This window comes from Escherichia sp. R1 (assembly GCF_003000935.1).
GTDB lineage: Bacteria > Pseudomonadota > Gammaproteobacteria > Enterobacterales > Enterobacteriaceae > Escherichia > Escherichia coli.
In genome coordinates, this window is record NZ_PSRU01000011.1 from 104,849 (window position 1) to 126,805 (window position 21,957).

At 52.2% G+C, this 21,957-nt stretch carries 23 protein-coding genes and 1 other RNA gene; 7 read left to right on the top strand and 17 right to left on the bottom strand.

Translation table 11 applies throughout. The annotated features are described in order from the left end of the window. Positions 1-23: 23 nt before the first annotated feature. From recJ to xerD, 3 genes are read right to left on the bottom strand one after another with little or no spacing between them, the layout of a single operon-like run. Positions 24-1,757 (bottom strand): single-stranded-DNA-specific exonuclease RecJ, encoded by a 1,734-nt coding sequence (gene recJ / locus C4F37_RS14745; protein ID WP_000813189.1) that lies wholly within the window; start codon positions 1,755-1,757, stop codon positions 24-26. Between the two features lie 5 nt (positions 1,758-1,762). Beyond that, positions 1,763-2,473 (bottom strand): bifunctional protein-disulfide isomerase/oxidoreductase DsbC, encoded by a 711-nt coding sequence (gene dsbC, locus C4F37_RS14750; protein WP_000715230.1) that lies wholly within the window; start codon positions 2,471-2,473, stop codon positions 1,763-1,765. 24 nt (positions 2,474-2,497) lie between these two features. Continuing rightward, on the bottom strand, positions 2,498-3,394 hold the full coding sequence (xerD, locus tag C4F37_RS14755; protein WP_000806638.1) for a site-specific tyrosine recombinase XerD: 897 nt from the start codon (positions 3,392-3,394) through the stop codon (positions 2,498-2,500). 111 nt (positions 3,395-3,505) lie between these two features. On the opposite strand from xerD, the gene fldB reads away from it, so the two are divergent. After that, positions 3,506-4,027 (top strand): flavodoxin FldB, encoded by a 522-nt coding sequence (fldB, locus tag C4F37_RS14760; protein ID WP_001055874.1) that lies wholly within the window; start codon positions 3,506-3,508, stop codon positions 4,025-4,027. 39 nt (positions 4,028-4,066) lie between these two features. Here fldB and C4F37_RS14765 read toward each other — a convergent pair whose 3' ends face one another. After that, entirely contained in the window at positions 4,067-4,474 is a 408-nt protein-coding gene (locus tag C4F37_RS14765; RefSeq protein ID WP_000244781.1) for a protein YgfX, read from the bottom strand. Next, a complete protein-coding gene (gene sdhE, locus C4F37_RS14770; RefSeq protein ID WP_000354046.1) occupies positions 4,455-4,721 on the bottom strand; it encodes an FAD assembly factor SdhE in 267 nt (88 codons plus the stop codon). The genes C4F37_RS14765 and sdhE overlap by 20 nt, the downstream gene beginning before the upstream one ends. Before the next feature lie 242 nt (positions 4,722-4,963). On the opposite strand from sdhE, the gene ygfZ reads away from it, so the two are divergent. Beyond that, positions 4,964-5,944, top strand: a complete 981-nt coding sequence (gene ygfZ, locus C4F37_RS14775) for a tRNA-modifying protein YgfZ (RefSeq protein ID WP_000886078.1) — start codon at positions 4,964-4,966, stop codon at positions 5,942-5,944. Positions 5,945-6,020: 76 nt separating this feature from the next. Here the strand turns inward: ygfZ and trhA are convergent, their stop codons facing one another. Together trhA and yqfB are read right to left on the bottom strand one after the other, a co-directional pair. Further along, positions 6,021-6,680, bottom strand: a complete 660-nt coding sequence (trhA, locus tag C4F37_RS14780; RefSeq protein ID WP_000250274.1) for a PAQR family membrane homeostasis protein TrhA — start codon at positions 6,678-6,680, stop codon at positions 6,021-6,023. A gap of 163 nt (positions 6,681-6,843) precedes the next feature. Then, a complete protein-coding gene (gene yqfB / locus C4F37_RS14785; RefSeq protein WP_001182959.1) occupies positions 6,844-7,155 on the bottom strand; it encodes a N(4)-acetylcytidine aminohydrolase in 312 nt (103 codons plus the stop codon). A gap of 44 nt (positions 7,156-7,199) precedes the next feature. On the opposite strand from yqfB, the gene bglA reads away from it, so the two are divergent. Beyond that, positions 7,200-8,633, top strand: coding sequence for a 6-phospho-beta-glucosidase BglA (gene bglA, locus C4F37_RS14790; RefSeq protein WP_001339296.1), 1,434 nt, complete (start codon positions 7,200-7,202; stop codon positions 8,631-8,633). Between the two features lie 165 nt (positions 8,634-8,798). Here the strand turns inward: bglA and gcvP are convergent, their stop codons facing one another. The 3 genes from gcvP to gcvT form a co-directional block, all read right to left on the bottom strand. Beyond that, positions 8,799-11,672, bottom strand: coding sequence for an aminomethyl-transferring glycine dehydrogenase (gene gcvP / locus C4F37_RS14795; protein ID WP_000195072.1), 2,874 nt, complete (start codon positions 11,670-11,672; stop codon positions 8,799-8,801). 117 nt (positions 11,673-11,789) lie between these two features. Continuing rightward, positions 11,790-12,179, bottom strand: a complete 390-nt coding sequence (gcvH, locus tag C4F37_RS14800; protein ID WP_001305302.1) for a glycine cleavage system protein GcvH — start codon at positions 12,177-12,179, stop codon at positions 11,790-11,792. 23 nt (positions 12,180-12,202) lie between these two features. Next, positions 12,203-13,297, bottom strand: a complete 1,095-nt coding sequence (gene gcvT, locus C4F37_RS14805; protein WP_000068706.1) for a glycine cleavage system aminomethyltransferase GcvT — start codon at positions 13,295-13,297, stop codon at positions 12,203-12,205. A 290-nt stretch (positions 13,298-13,587) separates the two neighbouring features. On the opposite strand from gcvT, the gene C4F37_RS27360 reads away from it, so the two are divergent. Continuing rightward, positions 13,588-13,671, top strand: a complete 84-nt coding sequence (locus C4F37_RS27360) for a hypothetical protein (RefSeq protein ID WP_122986687.1) — start codon at positions 13,588-13,590, stop codon at positions 13,669-13,671. A 73-nt stretch (positions 13,672-13,744) separates the two neighbouring features. On the opposite strand, the gene ubiI is transcribed toward C4F37_RS27360, so the two are convergent. The 4 genes from ubiI to ygfB are packed head-to-tail and all read right to left on the bottom strand — an operon-like array spanning position 13,745 to position 18,074. Continuing rightward, positions 13,745-14,947: an FAD-dependent 2-octaprenylphenol hydroxylase gene (gene ubiI / locus C4F37_RS14810; RefSeq protein WP_001539553.1), complete on the bottom strand. Its 1,203-nt coding sequence runs from the start codon at positions 14,945-14,947 to the stop codon at positions 13,745-13,747. 22 nt (positions 14,948-14,969) lie between these two features. Next, on the bottom strand, positions 14,970-16,148 hold the full coding sequence (ubiH, locus tag C4F37_RS14815; RefSeq protein WP_001539554.1) for a 2-octaprenyl-6-methoxyphenyl hydroxylase: 1,179 nt from the start codon (positions 16,146-16,148) through the stop codon (positions 14,970-14,972). Then, positions 16,145-17,470 (bottom strand): Xaa-Pro aminopeptidase, encoded by a 1,326-nt coding sequence (gene pepP, locus C4F37_RS14820; RefSeq protein ID WP_001539555.1) that lies wholly within the window; start codon positions 17,468-17,470, stop codon positions 16,145-16,147. Before pepP ends, ubiH begins: the two co-directional genes overlap by 4 nt. A 25-nt stretch (positions 17,471-17,495) precedes the next feature. Further along, the gene (gene ygfB, locus C4F37_RS14825; RefSeq protein ID WP_001295378.1) at positions 17,496-18,074 is read right to left on the bottom strand and encodes a UPF0149 family protein YgfB; all 579 of its coding nucleotides are present in this window, start codon (positions 18,072-18,074) and stop codon (positions 17,496-17,498) included. Positions 18,075-18,241: 167 nt separating this feature from the next. Between ygfB and zapA the strand changes: the two genes are divergently transcribed. From zapA to C4F37_RS14845, 3 genes are all read left to right on the top strand, one after another. Beyond that, positions 18,242-18,571: a cell division protein ZapA gene (gene zapA, locus C4F37_RS14835; RefSeq protein WP_001276008.1), complete on the top strand. Its 330-nt coding sequence runs from the start codon at positions 18,242-18,244 to the stop codon at positions 18,569-18,571. Between the two features lie 41 nt (positions 18,572-18,612). Beyond that, a non-coding RNA gene (gene ssrS, locus C4F37_RS14840) (6S RNA) lies at positions 18,613-18,796 on the top strand. A 20-nt stretch (positions 18,797-18,816) separates the two neighbouring features. Further along, complete coding sequence (locus C4F37_RS14845; protein ID WP_000192752.1) at positions 18,817-19,419, top strand: 5-formyltetrahydrofolate cyclo-ligase; 603 nt, start codon at positions 18,817-18,819, stop codon at positions 19,417-19,419. A gap of 101 nt (positions 19,420-19,520) precedes the next feature. On the opposite strand, the gene ibsC is transcribed toward C4F37_RS14845, so the two are convergent. The 3 genes from ibsC to rpiA all read right to left on the bottom strand — a co-directional run bounded on the left by ibsC (position 19,521) and on the right by rpiA (position 21,956). Continuing rightward, complete coding sequence (gene ibsC, locus C4F37_RS14850; RefSeq protein WP_071525914.1) at positions 19,521-19,580, bottom strand: type I toxin-antitoxin system toxin IbsC; 60 nt, start codon at positions 19,578-19,580, stop codon at positions 19,521-19,523. 228 nt (positions 19,581-19,808) lie between these two features. Continuing rightward, the gene (serA, locus tag C4F37_RS14855; RefSeq protein WP_001151604.1) at positions 19,809-21,041 is read right to left on the bottom strand and encodes a phosphoglycerate dehydrogenase; all 1,233 of its coding nucleotides are present in this window, start codon (positions 21,039-21,041) and stop codon (positions 19,809-19,811) included. Positions 21,042-21,296: 255 nt separating this feature from the next. Beyond that, positions 21,297-21,956 carry a ribose-5-phosphate isomerase RpiA gene (rpiA, locus tag C4F37_RS14860; protein WP_000189743.1) on the bottom strand — a complete coding sequence of 220 codons (660 nt, stop codon included), beginning with the start codon at positions 21,954-21,956 and terminating at the stop codon, positions 21,297-21,299. Position 21,957: the final 1 nt, after the last annotated feature.

The following is a 21,957-nucleotide window of genomic DNA, read 5'->3' on the forward strand; positions in this document are numbered from 1 at the left end:
TCTTTTTTATAGAGAAGATGACGCTAAATTGGCCAGATATTGTCGATGATAATTTGCAGGCTGCGGTTGCCGCGAAACTCGTTGATATCGAGCTTGTAAGCCAGTTGCACTTCGCGCACACCGTTATCCGGCCAGAGGGCGGTATCGACATTAAAAGCAATCCCGTCCAGCAGTGGACCGCCGCCGACCGGTTCGACCATCACCTTCAAATGACGCTCGCCCACCAGCCGCTGTTGCAACAGACGGAAATGACCGTCAAACAACGGTTCCGGGAACATCTGCCCCCACGGGCCAGCATCACGCAACAGCTGCGCCACTTCCATGGTCATCTCTGCCGCACTTAATGGGCCGTCTGATACCACTTCCCCTTGCAATAAAGAAGGATCTAACCACTCGGTAACCAGTTCGCCAAAGCGTTGCTGAAAGAGTTCGAATTTATCCTCTTCCAGCGACAATCCTGCCGCCATCGCATGGCCGCCAAACTTGAGCATCATGCCGGGGTAAAGCGTGTCTAGCCGCTCCAGCGCATCACGCATATGCAGCCCCTGAATGGAGCGACCGGAACCTTTCAGCGTACCATCACCAGCTGGCGCAAAGGCGATAACCGGACGGTGAAAACGCTCTTTGATACGCGATGCCAGAATGCCAACAACGCCCTGATGCCATTCGGGGTGATACATTGCCAGCCCGCCGGGTAGCGTGTCGCGGCTGCGCTCCAGTTTCTCGCACAAGGTCAGGGCTTCAACTTGCATTCCCTGTTCGATCTCTTTTCGCGTCTGGTTTAGCGCATCGAGTTCATTTGCCAGCACGCGCGCTTCGCCGATGTTGTCGCACAGCAACAGCGCCACGCCAACGGACATATCGTCCAGTCGCCCGGCAGCATTGAGACGTGGCCCCAGCGCAAAACCTAAATCGCTGGCGGCGAGTTTTTGTGGATCGCGATTGGCCACTTCCAGCAGCGCTTTAATCCCCGGACGGCACTTTCCGGCACGGATGCGACTCATCCCCTGCCAGGTCAGAATGCGATTATTAGCGTCCAGCGGCACGACGTCCGCCACTGTCCCCAACGCTACCAGATCCAGCAGTTCTGCCAGATTAGGAATTGCGATGCCGCGTTCATCAAACCAGCCCTGATCGCGCAAAAAAGTGCGTAACGCCAGCATCAGATAAAACGCCACGCCAACGCCCGCCAGTGATTTCGACGGGAAATTACAGTCGCGCAAGTTAGGGTTAATGATCGCTTCCGCTGCGGGTAATGTGTCGCCTGGCAAATGGTGATCGGTAACAATAACCGGAATGCCCAACGAACGAGCGTGTTCAACCCCCGCATGGGAGGAAATACCGTTATCCACCGTGACAATTAACTGCGCGCCACGGGCATGAGCCTGATCGACTACTTCCGGACTTAAGCCGTAACCGTCTTCGAAACGGTTTGGAACCAGGTAGTCGATATTGCTGCAACCAAGCGAGCGCATCGCCAGCACGCTTAGAGCCGTGCTGGTCGCACCGTCGGCGTCGAAATCACCGACCACAATAATCCGCGTTCCTTCGCGAAAAGCGTTGTAAAGGATCTCAACGGCCTTTTCGACGCCGCTCAGTTGCTGCCAGGGCAGCATGCCTTTAACACTGCGTTCCAGTTCCTGCGCGCTACGCACACCCCGGCTGGCATATAAACGGCGCAGCAAGGGAGGCAATTCAGCGGGCAAGTCGGCCGTTTCATCGACTTCTCGGCGACGAAGTTGTATCTGTTGTTTCACGCGAATTATTTACCGCTGGTCATTTTTTGGTGTTCGTCGAGGAATTCTTTCATGTCTTTCGGCGGCTGGTAACCCGGAACAAGTGTGCCATTGCTCAGCACAACTGCCGGAGTACCGCTAACGCCAAGCTGGACGCCAAGTGCGTAATGGTCGGCAATATCCACGTCGCAGCTGGCTGGTGCGACGCTTTTACCTGCCATCACATCATCAAACGCTTTGTTTTTATCTTTCGCACACCAGATAGCTTTCATTTCTTTCTCTGCATCGCTGTCCAGCCCCTGGCGCGGGAAAGCAAGATAACGCACGGTGATCCCCAGCGCGTTATAGTCTGCCATTTGCTCATGCAGTTTGTGGCAGTAACCACAGGTAATATCAGTAAACACGGTGATGACGTGTTTTTCCTGCGGCGCTTTATAAACGATCATCTCTTTTTCAAGCGCATTCAACTGCTTTAACAGCATCTTATTGGTGACATTGACCGGAGCCGTGCCACTAACGTCATACATTGGCCCCTGAATGATATGTTTACCATCATCGGTGATGTACAACACACCGCTGTTAGTCAGAACTGTCTTCATGCCAGCTACGGGCGCGGGCTGAATATCGCTGCTTTTGATGCCCATTTTGGCTAACGTTTGTTGAATTGCCGCGTCATCAGCCTGAACAAAGCCTGAAAACGCTGCCAACAAGGTAAATAACATAAAACCTTTCTTCATAAATTTTCCTGTTCTTTTCAGACATCACGCCCGCGGGTGATGCTGTTGATGAAGTTGTCGCAGACGCTCGGTAGCGACATGCGTATAAATTTGCGTGGTGGAGAGATCGCTGTGGCCCAGTAGCATCTGCACCACGCGTAAATCCGCACCATGATTTAATAAGTGAGTGGCAAAAGCGTGACGCAACACATGCGGTGACAGCTTTTCGCTGTCGATACCCGCCAGCACGGCATAATGTTTAATGCGGTGCCAGAAGGTCTGTCGCGTCATCTGCTGCGCACGCTGGCTGGGAAACAACACGTCAATTGACACACCATTCAACAGCCACGGACGCCCATGTTCCAGATAGGTTTCCAGCCAGTAAACCGCCTCTTCACCTAACGGCACCAGGCGCTCTTTGTTGCCTTTACCAATGACCCGCACCACGCCCTGACGCAGGCTGATATCACTCATTGTCAGCCCGACCAGTTCAGAGACACGCAGTCCGGTAGCATACAACACTTCAAGCATGGCTTTATCGCGTAGCTCCAGTGGCTGATCAATTAATGGTGCCTGTAATAAACGTTCGACCTGCGCTTCGCTTAAATCTTTTGGCAAACGCTGGGGCAATTTCGGTGAAGCGAGATGCGCACTGGGATCATCTTCACGAAACTTTTCGCGATAAAGATACTGGAACAATCGGCGCACTGCACTCAGCAAACGCGCTGAGCTGGTGGCTTTATACCCGCCCTCCAGCCGTTCTGCCAGTAATGCCTGCAAATCGTCACTTTGCGCCGTCGCCAGCGTCAACCCGCGGTGATGCAACCACTCCACCATCATTGACAGATCGCGACGGTAAGCGTTCAACGTATTTTCAGCCAGATTTTTTTCCAGCCACAGAGCATCAAGAAACTGCTCGATGCGTGCCAGATCCTGTTTCACTTGCGCCCCTTATGGTCACTCATTTGATCCATTATGCCTTATTGTGCCGTGACTAAAGCGATTCTGATACACTAGCCGCAAAAGCCACAGCAGAATCGAGAAGCTTACGTTATGAATATGGGTCTTTTTTACGGTTCCAGCACCTGTTACACCGAAATGGCGGCAGAAAAAATCCGCGATATTATCGGCCCAGAACTGGTGACCTTACATAACCTCAAGGACGACTCCCCGAAATTAATGGAGCAGTACGATGTGCTCATTCTGGGTATCCCGACCTGGGATTTTGGCGAAATCCAGGAAGACTGGGAAGCCGTCTGGGATCAGCTCGACGACCTGAACCTCGAAGGTAAAATTGTTGCGCTGTATGGGCTTGGCGATCAACTGGGATACGGCGAGTGGTTCCTCGATGCGCTCGGTATGCTGCATGACAAACTCTCGACCAAAGGCGTGAAGTTCGTCGGCTACTGGCCAACGGAAGGATATGAATTTACCAGCCCGAAACCGGTGATTGCTGACGGGCAACTGTTCGTGGGTCTGGCGCTGGATGAAACTAACCAGTATGACCTTAGCGACGAGCGTATTCAGAGCTGGTGCGAGCAAATCCTCAACGAAATGGCAGAGCATTACGCCTGATGTCACTGACGGCTTAGCACATATGCTTTGCCGTCATCTTTATCTTTGCGTCTCTTGTTGTAACAATATCCGCCGTAAATCCCGCCATTCGGCTTCGTCCATGCTGTCAGCTGCCAGCCATAAATGTTGCCGTTTTCCGCTGTCAGAACGTAAACGCAGCATCATGCCGCTCTTAATCATCCACGGCGCTTTGACGATGCTCCACTCCTGCCCTTGCCAACGCAAACGCCCGTCCATCAACAAGCGAATTTCCCCCTGGCGAGCATTAATGCGCCGCTGGCTGCGAACGCAATCAAACACCACCAGCGAAAGTAACACCATCCATAACGGGGTGTAACTGAGCGGCCAGGGCATGAGTAAAATAACAGCGGCAACCAGCCCATGAATCAGCAAGGAAAGCCACTGTGCGCGCCAGGAGACGCGCAAATCAGATTGCCACAGGACCACGTTCCCGGTTCCGTGTCTGAATGAGTCGGACCATCATTTCCAGTTCTGCATCGGCCGGTTTACCGTGATTCATCAGCCAGTTAAACAGGTCCGGATCGTCACATTCCAGCAGACGAATAAAGATGCGTTTTTCGTCATCGCTTAAGCTGTCGTACTCATGTTCGAAAAACGGCATGATTGAAATATCGAGTTCGCGCATACCACGGCGGCATGCCCAATGAATGCGGGCTTTGTTGTTAATGTCCATCTTCTTCCTGTCTCACGAAAATCCAGTACCCGGCTATTGTAACGTGTTTTTCGACTTCTTTTACGGGAATATCAGTAAACACAATCGCGATCGCGAAATTAATTCACAACAATTCAAGGGCTTCATTTTTTTGGAAGTCGCCTCGCAGAAGGCACAGATCGCGTAGTGAAAGCACTTGCATTGCCTCATAGCTCTTTTACCATTAGTTATTAATACGCCGTTAAGCAACTCAGGACTCTATTATGGCTTTTACACCTTTTCCTCCCCGTCAGCCTACGGCTTCTGCCCGTTTGCCACTGACGCTGATGACGCTTGATGACTGGGCGCTTGCCACTATTACTGGCGCGGACAGCGAAAAATATATGCAAGGCCAGGTGACAGCAGATGTCAGCCAGATGACTGAAGATCAGCACCTGCTCGCCGCCCATTGCGACGCCAAAGGTAAAATGTGGAGCAATTTACGTCTGTTCCGCGACGGCGATGGCTTTGCATGGATTGAACGGCGCAGCGTGCGTGAACCGCAGCTGACTGAACTGAAAAAATATGCGGTGTTCTCTAAAGTGACCATCGCGCCAGACGACGAGCGTGTGCTGCTTGGTGTTGCCGGTTTTCAGGCGCGCGCCGCGTTGGCAAATCTCTTTAGTGAACTACCTTCGAGAGAAAAACAGGTAGTCAAAGAAGGCGCGACCACGTTGCTATGGTTTGAACACCCGGCAGAACGTTTCCTGATCGTAACCGATGAAGCTACTGCCAATATGCTGACCGATAAACTGCGCGGTGAAGCGGAACTGAACAATAGCCAACAGTGGCTGGCATTAAACATTGAAGCGGGTTTTCCGGTGATTGATGCCGCCAACAGCGGGCAGTTTATCCCCCAGGCGACCAACCTCCAGGCGCTGGGCGGTATCAGCTTTAAGAAAGGCTGCTATACCGGACAAGAGATGGTGGCGCGAGCAAAATTCCGTGGTGCCAACAAACGCGCGCTCTGGTTGCTGAAGGGTAGCGCCAGCCGACTGCCGGAAGCTGGTGAAGACTTAGAGCTGAAAATGGGCGAGAACTGGCGTCGTACCGGTACGGTGCTGGCTGCGGTCAAACTGGAAGATGGTCAGGTTGTGGTGCAGGTTGTCATGAATAACGATATGGAACCGGACAGCATCTTCCGCGTGCGTGACGATGCGAATACATTGCGTATCGAGCCACTGCCATATTCGCTGGAAGAGTAAATCTCTGTATCGCATCAGGCATTTATCGCCTGATGCGACACTGGTGTGTCTTTTCAGGCCTACAAAGGCACGCCAATTACGCCTGCCCAATATACAAATAGATCGCCAGAAAGTGGCACACACTACCGCCGAGCACAAAGCCGTGCCAGATGGCATGATTGTATGGAATGCGCTTGCAGACGTAGAAAATCACCCCGAGCGAATAAACCACACCGCCTACCGCCAGTAAGGTAACGCTGCCCGCCGCGAGCTTAACTGCCATTTCATAAATTACCACCAGCGACAGCCAGCCCATCGCCAGATAGGTCACCAGAGATAAAATTTTGAATCGGTGCGCGATGGTCAGTTTAAACAGAATACCCAGCAATGCCAGGCTCCAGATAACAATCATCAACCCGCGCGCTAACGGAGAATCCAGCCCCACCAGCAAAAACGGCGTGTAGGTTCCGGCAATCAACAGATAAATGGCACAGTGGTCAAATTTCTTCAGCCACATTTTTGCCCGTTGATGGGGAATGGCGTGATAGAGCGTCGAAGCGAGGAACAGCAGGATCATACTGCCGCCATAGAGGCTGTAACTGGTTATCGCCGTGGCGCTGGCATTGAGATCCACCGCCTGAACCAGTAGCAACACCAACCCAACGATACCAAACACCAGCCCAATGCCGTGACTGACGCTGTTGGCAATTTCCTCTGCCAGCGAATATCCCTGCTTAATGAGGGGCTTCTGAACCATAACTTACTCCGGAAAAACGTACACGCACATGTATACCTCTCCAGCGTAACTGAGAATAGTTCCAGTGAACACCTGTTAGCTAAAATAAATTCTGATTTGAGATTAATCTCCGAAAAATCATGAAATTAAATGCGAAATTTCAACTAACAGGCGTGAGTTCAATTTAAAGGCATTTAAATTCAATCACATAAAACTGTGTCTGGTCGGGATAGATGTCGGCAATGACCTTTTTCAGTTCAGTCAGGGTCATATTTTCCTGCTTTGCATGTTTTTCCGTCAGCGTATCCAGCGTTACGGTTGAGGTTGCGGTGACTTCAATCGTGCAAAAATAACCGTCATCTTCAAACCGTCCGACACGAAGCACATCACCCGTTTTGAAGTGCGATTCAGACTCGTCGCGGATGGTGATGGTTTTACGCCCAGCCAGAATGTCATCCTGGAAACGTTGAAAAAAAGTGATGTCGTTTGGCTGCATGGTAATATTTCCTGTAAGAATTGACTCATCTGGAGCCTATGATAGTGAAAAAACTCACCTTACCGAAAGATTTCTTATGGGGCGGCGCAGTTGCCGCTCATCAGGTCGAAGGCGGCTGGAACAAAGGCGGCAAAGGGCCGAGCATTTGTGACGTTTTGACCGGTGGCGCACACGGCGTGCCGCGCGAAATCACCAAAGAAGTTGTGCCTGGCAAATACTATCCAAACCATGAAGCCGTTGATTTTTATGGTCACTACAAGGAGGACATCAAGCTATTTGCCGAAATGGGCTTCAAATGTTTTCGTACTTCCATCGCCTGGACGCGCATTTTTCCAAAAGGCGATGAAGCTCAGCCAAACGAAGAAGGGCTGAAGTTCTACGATGATATGATCGATGAACTGCTGAAATACAACATCGAACCGGTGATCACCCTCTCCCACTTTGAAATGCCGCTGCATCTGGTGCAGCAATATGGTAGCTGGACCAACCGTAAAGTGGTTGATTTCTTTGTCCGTTTCGCGGAAGTGGTATTTGAACGCTATAAGCATAAAGTCAAATACTGGATGACCTTCAACGAAATTAACAACCAGCGTAACTGGCGTGCACCGCTGTTCGGTTACTGCTGCTCCGGCGTGGTGTATACCGAGCATGAAAACCCGGAAGAGACGATGTATCAGGTGCTGCATCACCAGTTTGTCGCCAGCGCCCTGGCGGTGAAAGCCGCGCATCGCATCAACCCGGAGATGAAAGTCGGTTGTATGCTGGCGATGGTGCCGCTCTATCCTTACTCCTGTAACCCGGACGATGTGATGTTTGCCCAGGAGTCGATGCGCGAACGTTACGTCTTTACCGATGTGCAGTTGCGTGGCTATTACCCGTCCTATGTGTTGAACGAGTGGGAACGCCGCGGATTTAACATCAAAATGGAAGACGGCGATCTGGATGTACTGCGCGAAGGCACCTGCGATTATCTCGGCTTCAGCTATTACATGACCAACGCGGTGAAGGCCGAAGGCGGCACCGGCGATGCGATCTCTGGTTTTGAAGGCAGCGTACCGAACCCGTATGTTAAAGCGTCTGACTGGGGCTGGCAGATTGATCCGGTTGGTCTGCGTTACGCGCTTTGCGAGCTGTATGAGCGTTACCAGAAGCCGCTGTTTATTGTCGAAAACGGTTTTGGCGCTTACGACAAAGTGGAAGATGATGGCAGCATCAATGACGATTACCGCATTGACTACCTGCGCGCCCATATTGAAGAGATGAAAAAAGCGGTGACTTACGATGGCGTGGACCTGATGGGCTACACGCCGTGGGGCTGCATCGACTGTGTGTCGTTCACCACCGGGCAGTACAGCAAACGCTACGGCTTTATCTATGTGAATAAACATGACGACGGTACTGGCGATATGTCGCGTTCACGTAAGAAGAGCTTTGACTGGTACAAAGAGGTGATTGCCAGCAACGGCGAGAATCTGTAATTAGCCGATGTGCCTGATGTGCTCCGCTCATCAGGCCTGGCACTCTTTTAATATATTGAGCTCGCAATATTTTATATTACGCCTCAGCCGAAACACACAAAGCGCACTTTATTAACAAGCGAAAAAGGCGCCGAAGCGCCTTTATAAGATAGTCGAATCAGTAAATTACTGGTATTCGCTAATCGGTACGCAGGAGCAGAACAGGTTACGGTCGCCGTAAACATCATCCAGACGTTTCACGGTCGGCCAGTATTTGTCTGCCACACCTGCCGGGAATACTGCAACTTCACGGCTGTACGGATGCGCCCACTCGGCGACCAGTTCGCTCTGAATGTGCGGCGCGTTCACCAGCGGGTTATCTTCCAGCGGCCAGACACCGGCTTTCACCTGATCAATTTCTGCGCGGATAGCCAGCATCGCATCGATAAAGCGATCCAGTTCCACTTTGCTTTCAGATTCAGTCGGTTCAACCATCAGCGTACCCGCCACCGGGAACGACATGGTCGGCGCGTGGAAACCGTAGTCGATCAGGCGCTTGGCAATATCCAGCTCGCTGATGCCGGTTTCTTCTTTCAGCGGGCGAATATCGAGAATACATTCGTGCGCCACGCGACCGTCGCGACCGGTATACAGCACCGGGAAGGCATCCTGCAGACGGCTGGCAATATAGTTGGCGTTAAGAATTGCCACCTGGCTTGCTTTTTTCAGCCCTTCTGCGCCCATCATGCGGATGTACATCCAGCTGATTGGCAGGATAGAGGCACTACCGAACGGTGCCGCAGAAACCGCGCCCTGACGGGTTAACATGCCTTCGATTTGCACCACGCTATGACCCGGTACAAACGGAGCCAGATGCGCTTTCACACCGATCGGTCCCATACCCGGACCACCACCGCCATGCGGAATGCAGAAAGTTTTATGCAGGTTAAGGTGGGAAACGTCCGCACCAATAAAGCCCGGCGAGGTGATGCCAACCTGAGCGTTCATGTTCGCGCCATCAAGGTAAACCTGACCGCCGAACTGATGCACGACTTCACACACTTCACGGATCGTTTCTTCATACACGCCGTGGGTAGAAGGATAGGTCACCATGATACAGGAGAGGTTATCGCCCGCCTGTTCCGCTTTCGCGCGCAGATCAGTCAGATCGATGTTGCCGTTTTTATCACACGCCACAACCACCACCTGCATTCCTGCCATATGCGCGGAAGCCGGGTTAGTGCCGTGCGCAGAAGCCGGGATCAGGCAGATATCGCGATGCCCTTCGTTGCGGCTTTCATGATAATGACGAATCGCCAGCAGGCCCGCGTATTCGCCCTGTGCGCCAGAGTTCGGCTGCATACAAACGGCGTCGTAACCGGTCAGTTTCACCAGCCAGTCAGCCAGCTGCGCGATCATCTGCTGATAACCTTCAGCCTGTTCCGGCGGGCAGAACGGGTGCAGTTCGGCAAATTCCGGCCAGGTGATCGGGATCATCTCGGCGGCGGCGTTCAGTTTCATGGTGCAGGAACCCAGCGGGATCATCGCCTGATTCAGCGCCAGATCTTTACGCTCCAGCGAGTGCATATAGCGCATCATTTCGGTTTCGCTGTGGTAGCGATTAAACACCGGATGGGTGAGGATTTCGTCGTCGCGCAGCATCGCAGCCTGAATAGAGCGACTGTCGTGAGCCACGTCTTTGTCCAGTGTGTCGATGTCCAGCCCGTGGTTATCGCCCAACAGCACGCTGAAAAGCTGCATCACGTTTTCGCGCGTGGTTGTTTCATCAAGGGTGATCCCAACCGCGTTCAGAATATCGCTACGCAGGTTGATTTCAGCTGCTTCGGCACGCGCCAGCACGCCCGCTTTGTCGACCACTTCCACACACAAAGTATCGAAATAGTGCGCATGGCGCAGCTTCAGACCTTTTTGTTGCAGGCCCGCCGCCAGGATATCGGTCAGACGGTGGATGCGGTTAGCGATACGTTTCAGGCCAACCGGGCCGTGATAAACGGCATACAGGCTGGCGATGTTTGCCAGCAGTACCTGGGAAGTACAAATGTTGGAGTTCGCTTTCTCACGACGAATATGTTGCTCGCGAGTCTGCATCGCCATGCGCAGAGCGGTGTTGCCAGCTGCATCTTTCGATACACCGATAATACGGCCCGGCATTGAGCGTTTGTATTCGTCTTTCGCCGCAAAGAATGCCGCGTGTGGGCCACCGTAGCCCATCGGTACGCCAAAGCGTTGCGCCGAACCAAAAACAATATCCGCGCCCTGTTTACCTGGCGCAGTTAACAGCACCAGCGCCATAATATCGGCGGCAACGCTGACCACAATTTTGCGTGATTTCAGTTCGCTAATAAGCGCGGTGTAGTCGTGAATTTCACCAGTAGTGCCGACCTGCTGTAACAGCACGCCGAAAACGTCCTGATGGTCGAGCACTTTTTGCGCGTCATCGACAATCACTTCAAAACCAAAGGTTTCGGCACGAGTACGGACCACATCCAGCGTTTGCGGATGAACGTCAGAAGCAACAAAGAAGCGGTTGGCATTTTTCAGTTTGCTGACGCGTTTCGCCATCGCCATTGCTTCGGCGGCAGCGGTGGCTTCGTCAAGAAGAGAAGCAGAGGCCATATCCAGCCCGGTTAAATCCAGCGTTACCTGCTGGAAGTTGAGCAGTGCTTCAAGGCGGCCCTGGGAGACTTCAGGTTGATACGGAGTATACGCGGTATACCAGCCCGGATTTTCCAGCATGTTACGCAGGATAACCGGCGGTAGCTGCACGGCGGTGTAACCCATGCCGATGTAAGACGTGAAGCGTTTATTGCGACTGGCAATAGCCTTGAGTTCTGCCAGTGCGGCGTATTCGGTCGCCGGTGCGCCAACCTGCGGCGGAGTCGCAAGCTGAATATCTTTCGGCACAATCTGGCCGGTCAGCGCGTTTAACGATTGTGCGCCAACGGCATTCAGCATTTCTTGCTGTTGCGCGGCGTCCGGTCCGATATGGCGTTCAATAAAAGCGCCGCTGTTTTCAAGCTGGCTTAACGTCTGTGTCATGAGCGATGGTTCCTGAAACGTGCAGTGAATTGTGAACCTCTCTCCTTGCGAAGAGAGTGAGGGTGAGGCGTAAATTTCCTCACCCTGATCCTCTCCCGCAGAAGAGGAATAAAGCCGTTACTCGTCTTCTAACAATGCTTCGTATGCGGTTGCATCCAGCAGTGATTCCAGTTCGCTTTCATCGCTGGCTTTGATTTTGAAAATCCAGCCGCCTGCATACGGTTCGCTGTTCACCAGTTCCGGGGAATCGCTCAGTGCATCGTTTACCGCCACGATTTCACCGCTTACTGGCGCATAAATGTCTGACGCCGCTTTTACCGATTCGGCAACCGCGCAGTCATCGCCCGCGCTAACCGTTGCGCCCACTTCCGGTAGGTCAACAAACACCATATCGCCTAACAGCTCCTGAGCGTGTTCGGTGATGCCAACGGTGTAAGTGCCGTCGGCTTCTTTACGCAACCATTCGTGTTCTTTGCTGTATTTCAGTTCTGCTGGTATGTTGCTCATCAATCAATCTCCAAAAAAGTAAATCACGCGACGGCTTTGCCGTTACGCACAAAAACAGGTTTCGTCACTTTAACCGGCATTTCACGGTTGCGAATTTGCACAATCGCCGTTTCACCAATACCTTCCGGCACGCGCGCCAGCGCAATGCTATAACCCAGCGTTGGGGAGAAAGTACCGCTGGTGATAATGCCTTCATGCTGGTTGCCCTGCGCATCAGTAAAACGTACCGGCAGTTCATTACGCAGCACGCCTTTTTCGGTCATCACCAGACCAACCAGTTTTTCTGTGCCATGTTCACGCTGCGCTTCCAGAGCTTCACGACCGATAAAGTCACGATCTGCCGGTTCCCAGGCGATAGTCCAGCCCATATTGGCGGCTAAAGGAGAAATAGTTTCGTCCATCTCCTGGCTATACAAATTCATGCCCGCTTCCAGACGCAGCGTGTCACGCGCGCCCAGGCCACATGGCTTAACGCCAGCTTCCACCAGCGCGCGCCAGAAATCGGCCGCTTTTTCATTGGGCAGCGCAATTTCGTAGCCCGCTTCACCGGTGTAACCGGTGGTGGCAATAAACAGATCGCCCGCCTGCACGCCAAAGAACGGTTTCATCCCTTCCACCGCCTGACGCTGGGCGTCATTAAACAGTGTGGCAGCTTTTGCCTGCGCATTCGGCCCTTGTACGGCGATCATGGAAAGGTCATCACGAACAGTAATTTCGATGCCGAAAGGTTCAGCGTGTTGGGTAATCCAGGAGAGGTCTTTTTCGCGGGTAGCGGAGTTAACAACGAGGCGGAAGAAATCTTCAGTAAAGTAGTAGACGATGAGATCATCTATCACACCGCCAGAGGCATTCAACATCCCCGAGTAAAGGGCTTTGCCGCTTTTGGTGAGCTTCGCCACATCGTTCGCCAGCAGATAACGTAGAAACTCCCGGGTGCGGCTGCCGCGAAGATCGACGATGGTCATATGTGACACATCAAACATTCCGGCATCGGTACGTACCGCATGATGTTCGTCGATTTGCGAACCGTAATGCAGCGGCATCATCCAGCCGTGGAAATCCACCATGCGAGCGCCGCAAAGCGTGTGTTGTTCGTACAAAGGAGTCTGTTGTGCCATCTTGTCCTCATTGAATAAGCGGGGCTGACAACTTTTCCATGGCGAAATTATCACCACGAAACCCAGCATCGGAGCCACTCCCGGTCCCCAACGCAATCGTTCTCTTTTGCCTGAACTTACCACCGAAACAGACTGTTAACCATAAGGTAAAATTGATCATCACATTAGCTTATGGTTAAAAAATGCAAAAATCGCAACAGAATAAAAAACCAAAAAACACATCAGTTTCTATACAAAGATGATGTGATGAGAAAGTTAATTTGAATAAGACAATATTAAGCGCTAAAAAAATGTCAAAAAACACTAAATCAAAAATCCATAACATTAGAAAATATAATGCGAAAACGGAGGTTAAATTAGTTTATTTCAAATGAGGAAAATCTCCCGGCGAAAAAACCGGGAGATGAAAGTGTGATGGGTATCAAATAAACAGCAGAAGAGAAATATTTAACGCAGCCATTCAGGCAAATCGTTTAATCCCATTGCCTGACGAATAAGTTGTGGCTTAACGCCAGGAAGCGTATCAGCCAGTTTCAGACCAATATCACGCAGCAATTTTTTCGCCGGATTGGTACCGGAAAACAGATCGCGGAATCCCTGCATACCAGCCAGCATCAGCGCCGCACTGTGCTTACGGCTACGCTCATAGCGACGCAGGTAAATGTACTGCCCGATGTCTTTACCCTGACGATGCAACCGTTTCAGTTCAGCAATCAGCTCTGCAGCATCCATAAAGCCGAGATTTACCCCCTGCCCCGCCAGCGGGTGAATAGTATGCGCGGCGTCGCCCACCAGCGCCAGACGGTGTGCGGCAAACTGGCGCGCATAACGCCCCGTTAGCGAGAACACCAGGCGCTCACTTTCGACCTTGCATAAGCCCAGGCGATTATCAAAAGCGATATTTAACGCGCGATTAAATTCGTCTTCGCCTGCCTGCTGCATCCACTGCGCTTCCTCTGGCGACAGTGACCAGACAATCGAGCAAAGATGCGGATCGCTAAGCGGTAAAAAGGCCAGAATGCCTTCGCCATGGAAAACCTGCCGCGCCACCGCATCATGCGGTTCTTCCGTGCGAATGGTCGCCACCAGCGCGTGATGCTGATAATCCCAGAAAGTCAGCGGAATATCGGCTTTGTTGCGCAACCAGGAATTAGCGCCGTCTGCGCCAATCACCAGACGCGCCGTTAACATGCTGCCATCTTTCAACGTCAGGAAGGTTTCATTTTCTCCCCAGGCGACCTGCTGTAATTCTGCGGGGGCCAACAGAGTGATATCTGACGACTGCTGCGCTTTGTTCCACAGCGCGTAGTGAATCACTGAGTTTTCAACGATATGCCCAAGATGGCTATAGCCCATGCTTTGATCGTCAAACGAGATGTGACCAAAACTGTCTTTATCCCACACTTCCATACCGTGATAGCAACAGGCCCTACGAGAGAGAATGTCCTGCCAGACGCCAAGACGGGTGAGTAATTTTTCGCTGGCGGCATTGATAGCCGAAACGCGCAGTTGTGGTGGTGCATCCGCCGCCAGAGGTTCCGGTACGCGCTGCTCCAGTACGGCAACGCGTAAGCCGCTACCCTGTAATCCGCAGGCAACCGCCAGCCCGACCATGCCGCCGCCAACAATGGCTACATCAACACTTTGCATTGTTTATTCCTTAAAACCGCCTTCAACGCGCCACCCAACCAAGAGTGCGCTGCGCCAGCACATCGCGTGCTGGGGTAAATAATTCCATCGTCATCAGCCCGATGTTGCGCCCGACAACCAGCGGCGTCCAACGGTTGGCAAAAAGATGTACAAGGCTGTCCGTGACGCCGATGGTTGCTTCGCGATCGCTCTGTCGACGCTGCTGATAACGGCACAATACGCCGTAATCACCCATGTCTTCTCCGCGCTCCTGCGCCTGAGTCAGGGTTTCTGCAAGGCTCATGACATCACGCATACCGAGGTTAAATCCTTGCCCGGCGATGGGGTGCAGAGTTTGCGCCGCATTCCCCACCAGCACGGTACGATGGGTAATAGGTTTGGCGGCGCGGGTTAACGCCAGCGGATAAGCACTGCGTTTACCGGCGTGAGTAATTTTCCCAAGTCGCCAGCCAAAGGCCGACTGGAGTTCACGGCAAAACTTCTCGTCGCTCCACGACAGCACCTCTTCGCGCCGCTCCAGTGGATGACACCAGACCAGCGAACAGCGTCCGTCAGACATCGGCAACATCGCCAGCGGGCCATGTTGCGTAAAGCGTTCAAAAGCGCGCCCTTCATGCGCAACGGAAGTCGCAACGTTCGCAATCACAGCCAGTTGTTCGTAAGGATCCTGCTGCCAGTCAACGCCGCACACGGTGGCTAACGCTGAATGGGTGCCATCAGCGGCTACCAGCACGCGGCCCGTCAGCGTCTCACCACTCTCCAGCGTCACTTCAACGTGGCTCTGAGTACGGGCAACGTTAGCCACGCGATCAGGGCAATGCAGCGTTACGCCAGGTGCTTTGCGCAGCAATGCAAACAGCCGTTGCCCGACATTGTGCAATTCGACAACCTGCCCCAGCGCCGCCAGTTGGTAATCTTCTGCGGCGAGGGTGACAAATCCAGCGTGACCACGATCGCTGACATGCACGGTGGTGATGGCAGTTGCGCAATCAGCCAGAGATTGCCAGACGCCGATGCGCGCCAGTTGCTGACAGGTACCCGCCGCCAGCGCAATAGCTCGTCCATCAAAGCCCGGATGAGCATGTGACTCTGGCGCGGTCGCTTCAATCAAATGTACTGGCAGCGCCCCGTGACTTAACCGGGAAATAGCCAGCGCCAGCGTCGCGCCCGCCATGCCGCCACCGACGATGATTACGCTCATTGCTTTCTCGCAGCTGCCATCAACGCTTCGATTTCTTCCGGCTTTTTCACCACGCTGGCGGTGAGGTTTTCATTACCGGTTTCGGTAATCACAATATCGTCTTCAATACGAATGCCGATACCGCGATACTGTTCTGGCACTTCTGCATCCGGCGCAATATACAGCCCTGGTTCTACGGTCAGTACCATACCCGGTTCCAGAATACGCGAGCGATCCTGACCATAAACACCAACGTCATGAACATCCAGTCCTAACCAGTGGCTAAGGCCATGCATAAAGAAAGGACGATGGGCGTTCTGAGCGATCAGTTCATCAACATCACCTTTCAGGATGCCGAGTTTTACCAGACCGCTAACCATGATGCGCACCACTTCACCAGTGACTTCCTGAATGGAAGTTCCCGGACGATACAGGCGCAGGCTGGTTTCAAGAGACTCCAGCACAATGTCATAGATTTCACGCTGAGCCTGAGTGAATTTGCCGTTGACCGGGAAGGTGCGGGTAATGTCGCCAGCGTAACCTTTGTATTCACAACCCGCGTCAATCAACACCAGGTCACCGTCACGCAGTTCACACTCGTTTTCGGTGTAGTGCAAAATGCAGCCGTTTTCACCGCTGCCAACAATGGTGTTATAGGAAGGGTAACGCGCACCGTGGCGGTTAAATTCGTGGTGAATTTCGCCTTCCAGATGGTACTCGAACATCCCCGGACGGCATTTTTCCATCGCCCGTGTATGCGCCAGTGCGGTGATTTCACCCGCGCGGCGAAGTACGGCAATCTCTTCTGGTGATTTGAACAGGCGCATTTCATGAACAACAGGACGCCAGTCGATCATCGTTGCCGGTGCGGTGAGATTTTGCCGCGAACCTTTACGCAGTTTCTCAAGCGCGCTGTTCACGATTTCATCAGCATATGCATGTTCGCCCTGAGCGTGGTAAACCACATCCAGACCATTAAGTAGTTGATAAAGTTGCTGATTGATTTCGCTGAATGCCAGTGCGCGGTCAACGCCCAGTTTCTCTGGCGCGGCATCCTGGCCTAAGCGACGACCAAACCAGATCTCTGCCGTCAGGTCGCGAACGCGGTTAAACAAAACGCTGTGGTTATGAGTGTCATCGCTTTTAATCAGCACCAGCACCGCTTCCGGTTCGTTAAAGCCGGTGAAGTACCAGAAGTCACTGTTCTGACGATAGGGGTATTCGCTGTCGGCGCTACGTGTTACTTCTGGTGCAGCAAAAATCAGCGCGGCGCTGCCGGGTTGCATTTGCTCTACCAGGGCCTGACGGCGACGCTGAAACTCTTGCCGGGATATCTCACTCATAACACTCTCCTTACGTTTTTTGTTTTTAGTGTAGAGTCGGTTTTTGTACTTCTGGCGCGGTCGGTTGCGGATGAGTAAAGGTGTCGTGGCATAACAGCGCGGCAACACGAACGTATTCGATGATCTCTTCAAGCGACATTTCAAGCTCTTCCTGATCTTCGTCTTCGTCGTAACCCAACTGCGCGATGTTACGCAGATCGTCGATGGCTTCACCGGTTTCTCCGGTCACTTTGTCCAGCTTCGGTTGCGTAACGCCAAGACCAAGCAGGAAGTGATTGACCCAACCTGCCAGCGCATCAGCCCGATCGAAAACGCTGACATCATCGCCATCAGGCAGATAAAGCTGAAAAAGGAAGCCGTCATCCTGCAGGGCATCGCTGGTGGCAGAGTGCATTTTACGCAGTGCCTGTGCCAGCTCATGACCGAAAGCCATGCCTTCGTTCGTCAGGTCGTGAAGTAGCGGCAGCCATGAGCTATCATCGTTACCGCCACATATCATCCCACTGATTAAACCATGCATCTCAGCAGGGGTCAGACCCGTCCCTTGTTGGTTCAGATACTGGTTCATTTCGTTGTAACCAGGCATTTCGTTCTGTATAGACATAAGCATTCGTCGTCAAAGGGAGGAATATTCATGATATGCTACCACTTTGGGCCCTGGTGGACCAGAAAAGGGCTTGTCTCTTCTCATCAGGGTAGCTATAGTGTCGCCCCTTCGCAGACCATGGGTCTAAAGACGAAGGCAGCGCAGTCAATCAGCAGGAAGGTGGCATGTCTGCACAACCCGTCGATATCCAAATTTTTGGCCGTTCACTGCGTGTGAACTGCCCGCCTGACCAAAGGGATGCGTTGAATCAGGCAGCGGACGATCTGAACCAACGGTTGCAAGATCTGAAAGAACGCACTAGAGTCACAAATACTGAACAGTTGGTCTTCATTGCCGCATTGAATATCAGCTATGAGTTAGCGCAAGAAAAAGCGAAGACTCGTGACTACGCGGCAAGTATGGAACAGCGTATTCGGATGCTGCAGCAGACCATAGAACAAGCGTTACTTGAACAAGGTCGCATCACCGAAAAAACTAACCAAAACTTTGAATGACACTTTTCGGTTTACTGTGGTAGAGTAACCGTGAAGACAAAATTTCTCTGAGATGTTCGCAAGCGGGCCAGTCCCCTGAGCCGATATTTCATACCACAAGAATGTGGCGCTCCGCGGTTGGTGAGCATGCTCGGTCCGTCCGAGAAGCCTTAAAACTGCGACGACACATTCACCTTGAACCAAGGGTTCAAGGGTTACAGCCTGCGGCGGCATCTCGGAGATTCCCTTCTTACCTGGCACCAGCCATGACGCAACTACCAGAACTCCCACTGACATTATCCCGACAAGAAATCCGCAAAATGATTCGGCAACGTCGTCGTACGTTAACGCCGGAACAACAGCAGGAAATGGGTCAACAAGCCGCTACCCGGATGATGACGTATCCCCCAGTGGTGATGGCGCATACGGTCGCTGTATTCCTCTCTTTTGATGGCGAACTCGACACCCAGCCACTCATAGAACAACTCTGGCGCGCCGGTAAGCGCGTATATCTTCCAGTTTTGCATCCCTTTAGTGCCGGTAACTTGCTGTTCCTGAATTACCATCCGCAAAGCGAACTGGTGATGAACAGGTTGAAGATCCACGAGCCAAAACTGGACGTGCGCGATGTGCTTCCCCTTTCCCGGTTAGATGTATTGATCACGCCGCTGGTGGCTTTTGATGAATACGGTCAACGCTTGGGAATGGGCGGTGGTTTTTATGATCGGACCTTACAAAACTGGCAGCACTATAAAATGCAACCGGTGGGTTATGCGCATGATTGCCAGTTAGTAGAAAAACTCCCAGTGGAGAAATGGGATATTCCACTGCCTGCGGTGGTTACACCGTCGAAAGTCTGGGAATGGTAAGGGCGATACATCCCGCATCGCCCTGATTGACATCGTTGATTCTTTGACCTAATTTAGTGAGTAAGGGTAAGGGAGGATTGTTCCTCCCCTGTGACTGACTGTTAATAAGCTGGGAAACTTATGAGTAACAGTACAATCAGTATGATGACAAGTCGCATCATAACCCTTCTCCTTCAAGCCCTCGCTTCGGTGAGGGCTTTACCGTTACAGCCCCATGCTGCCCTGCCATCGTAAATCCCCATTAAATAAACACAACGCATTGATCTGACTTTGATTTATTTTCTGGAGCAGACTCGCAAAGTAGAATGCGCAATGCGGCAACGGTGTGGAGAAGGGATAAAAAAACGGGCAAGTCAGTGACCTGCCCGTTAATTTTCAGAGAAGGGGAATTAGTACAGCAGACGGGCGCGAATGGTACCCGGAATAGCTTTCATTGCCTGCAGCGCTTTTTCGGCAACGTCTTCGTCGGCTTCAATATCAATAACTACATAACCCATCTGGGCGGAAGTTTGTAGATATTGCGCGGCGATGTTGACGCCCTGCTCGGCAAAAATTTTGTTGAGCGCAGTTAGCACGCCCGGACGGTTTTCGTGGATGTGCATCAGACGACGCCCACCGTGCAGTGGCAGCGAGACTTCCGGGAAGTTCACCGCAGAGAGCGTTGAGCCATTGTCAGAATACTTGATCAATTTACCCGCAACTTCCAAGCCGATATTCTCCTGCGCTTCCTGAGTCGAACCGCCAATGTGTGGCGTCAGAAGGACGTTGTCAAATTCACACAGCGGAGAGGTAAATGGATCGCTATTGGTCGCCGGTTCAGTCGGGAATACGTCGATTGCCGCCCCCGCCAGATGTTTGCTCGCCAGCGCGTCACACAGCGCTGGAATATCCACCACAGTACCGCGCGAAGCATTAATCAGCAGCGAGCCGGGTTTCATTAGCGAAATCTCTTTCGCGCCCATCATATTTTTGGTGGACGGATTCTCTGGTACATGCAGACTCACCACATCGCTCATATTCAGCAGGTCAGAAAGATGCTGTACCTGAGTGGCGTTGCCCAGCGGCAGTTTGTTTTCAATATCATAAAAGTAAACATACATTCCCAGCGATTCAGCCAGAATGCCCAATTGCGTACCAATATGACCGTAGCCGATGATACCCAGCTTTTTGCCGCGCGCTTCAAAAGAACCCGCCGCCAGTTTGTTCCACACGCCACGATGCGCTTTAGCATTGGCTTCCGGCACGCCGCGCAATAGCAGCAGCAGTTCGCCAATCACCAGCTCCGCAACAGAGCGCGTATTTGAGAACGGTGCGTTAAATACCGGGATCCCGCGCTTTGCCGCCGCATCCAGATCAACCTGGTTTGTTCCGATACAGAAACAGCCAATAGCGACCAGTTTTTCTGCGGCGTTGATCACGTCTTCAGTCAGATGGGTACGGGATCGCAGGCCGATGAAGTGGGCATCGCGGATGGATTCTTTTAATTGTTCATCATCCAGCGCGCCTTTGTGAAATTCGATGTTGGTGTAACCAGCTGCACGAAGGCTTTCCAGCGCCTTTTGGTGCACGCCTTCTACCAGCAGAAACTTAATCTTGTCTTTCTCCAGCGATACCTTTGCCATTTACCCAATCCTGTCTTTTGAAATGTTGTGTGCGGATTTGCATCCGCCTTTCAACATATCAAAAAATAATATTGCGGCAATATGAACGTTTGCGTCGCGATGTTGAGGAAATATCACGCAAAAGTATTTCTTGGATGAATATGCTGGTTTAGAAGATTTATTTAGAGCAATCGACAATTGCCAGGTAAAAACGTGACACATGTCACCAAATTTAATGAAGAGAATTTTTTTAACGGGGGAGGTTCCCCCGTCAGATCATTTCACAATAGTTTTGACACCGTCAGGTGTGCCAATCAGCGCAACGTCCGCGCCACGGTTAGCAAACAAACCAACAGTCACCACACCAGGAATCGCATTTATGGCGTTTTCCATCGCTATCGGGTCAAGGATTTCCATGCCGTGGACGTCGAGGATCACGTTGCCGTTATCGGTCACTACGCCCTGACGGTATTCCGGACGACCGCCCAGTTTCACCAGCTGGCGCGCCACTGCACTACGTGCCATCGGGATAACTTCTACTGGCAGCGGGAATTTGCCCAGAATATCAACCTGCTTGGAAGCGTCTGCAATACAGATAAATTTTTCCGCAACCGAAGCAATGATTTTTTCACGGGTCAGCGCCGCGCCGCCGCCTTTGATCATTTGCATGTGGCCGTTGATTTCATCTGCGCCATCAACGTAGATGCCAAGGCTGTCGACTTCGTTGAGATCAAAAACGTGAATGCCGAGGCTTTTCAGTTTTTCAGTGGAAGCATCTGAACTGGAAACGGCCCCTTCAATCTGGCCTTTCATTGTACCGAGTGCGTCAATAAAGTGTGCGGCGGTGGAACCTGTACCTACACCAACAATGGTGCCGGGCTGAACATACTGAAGTGCCGCCCATCCTACTGCTTTTTTCAATTCATCCTGCGTCATG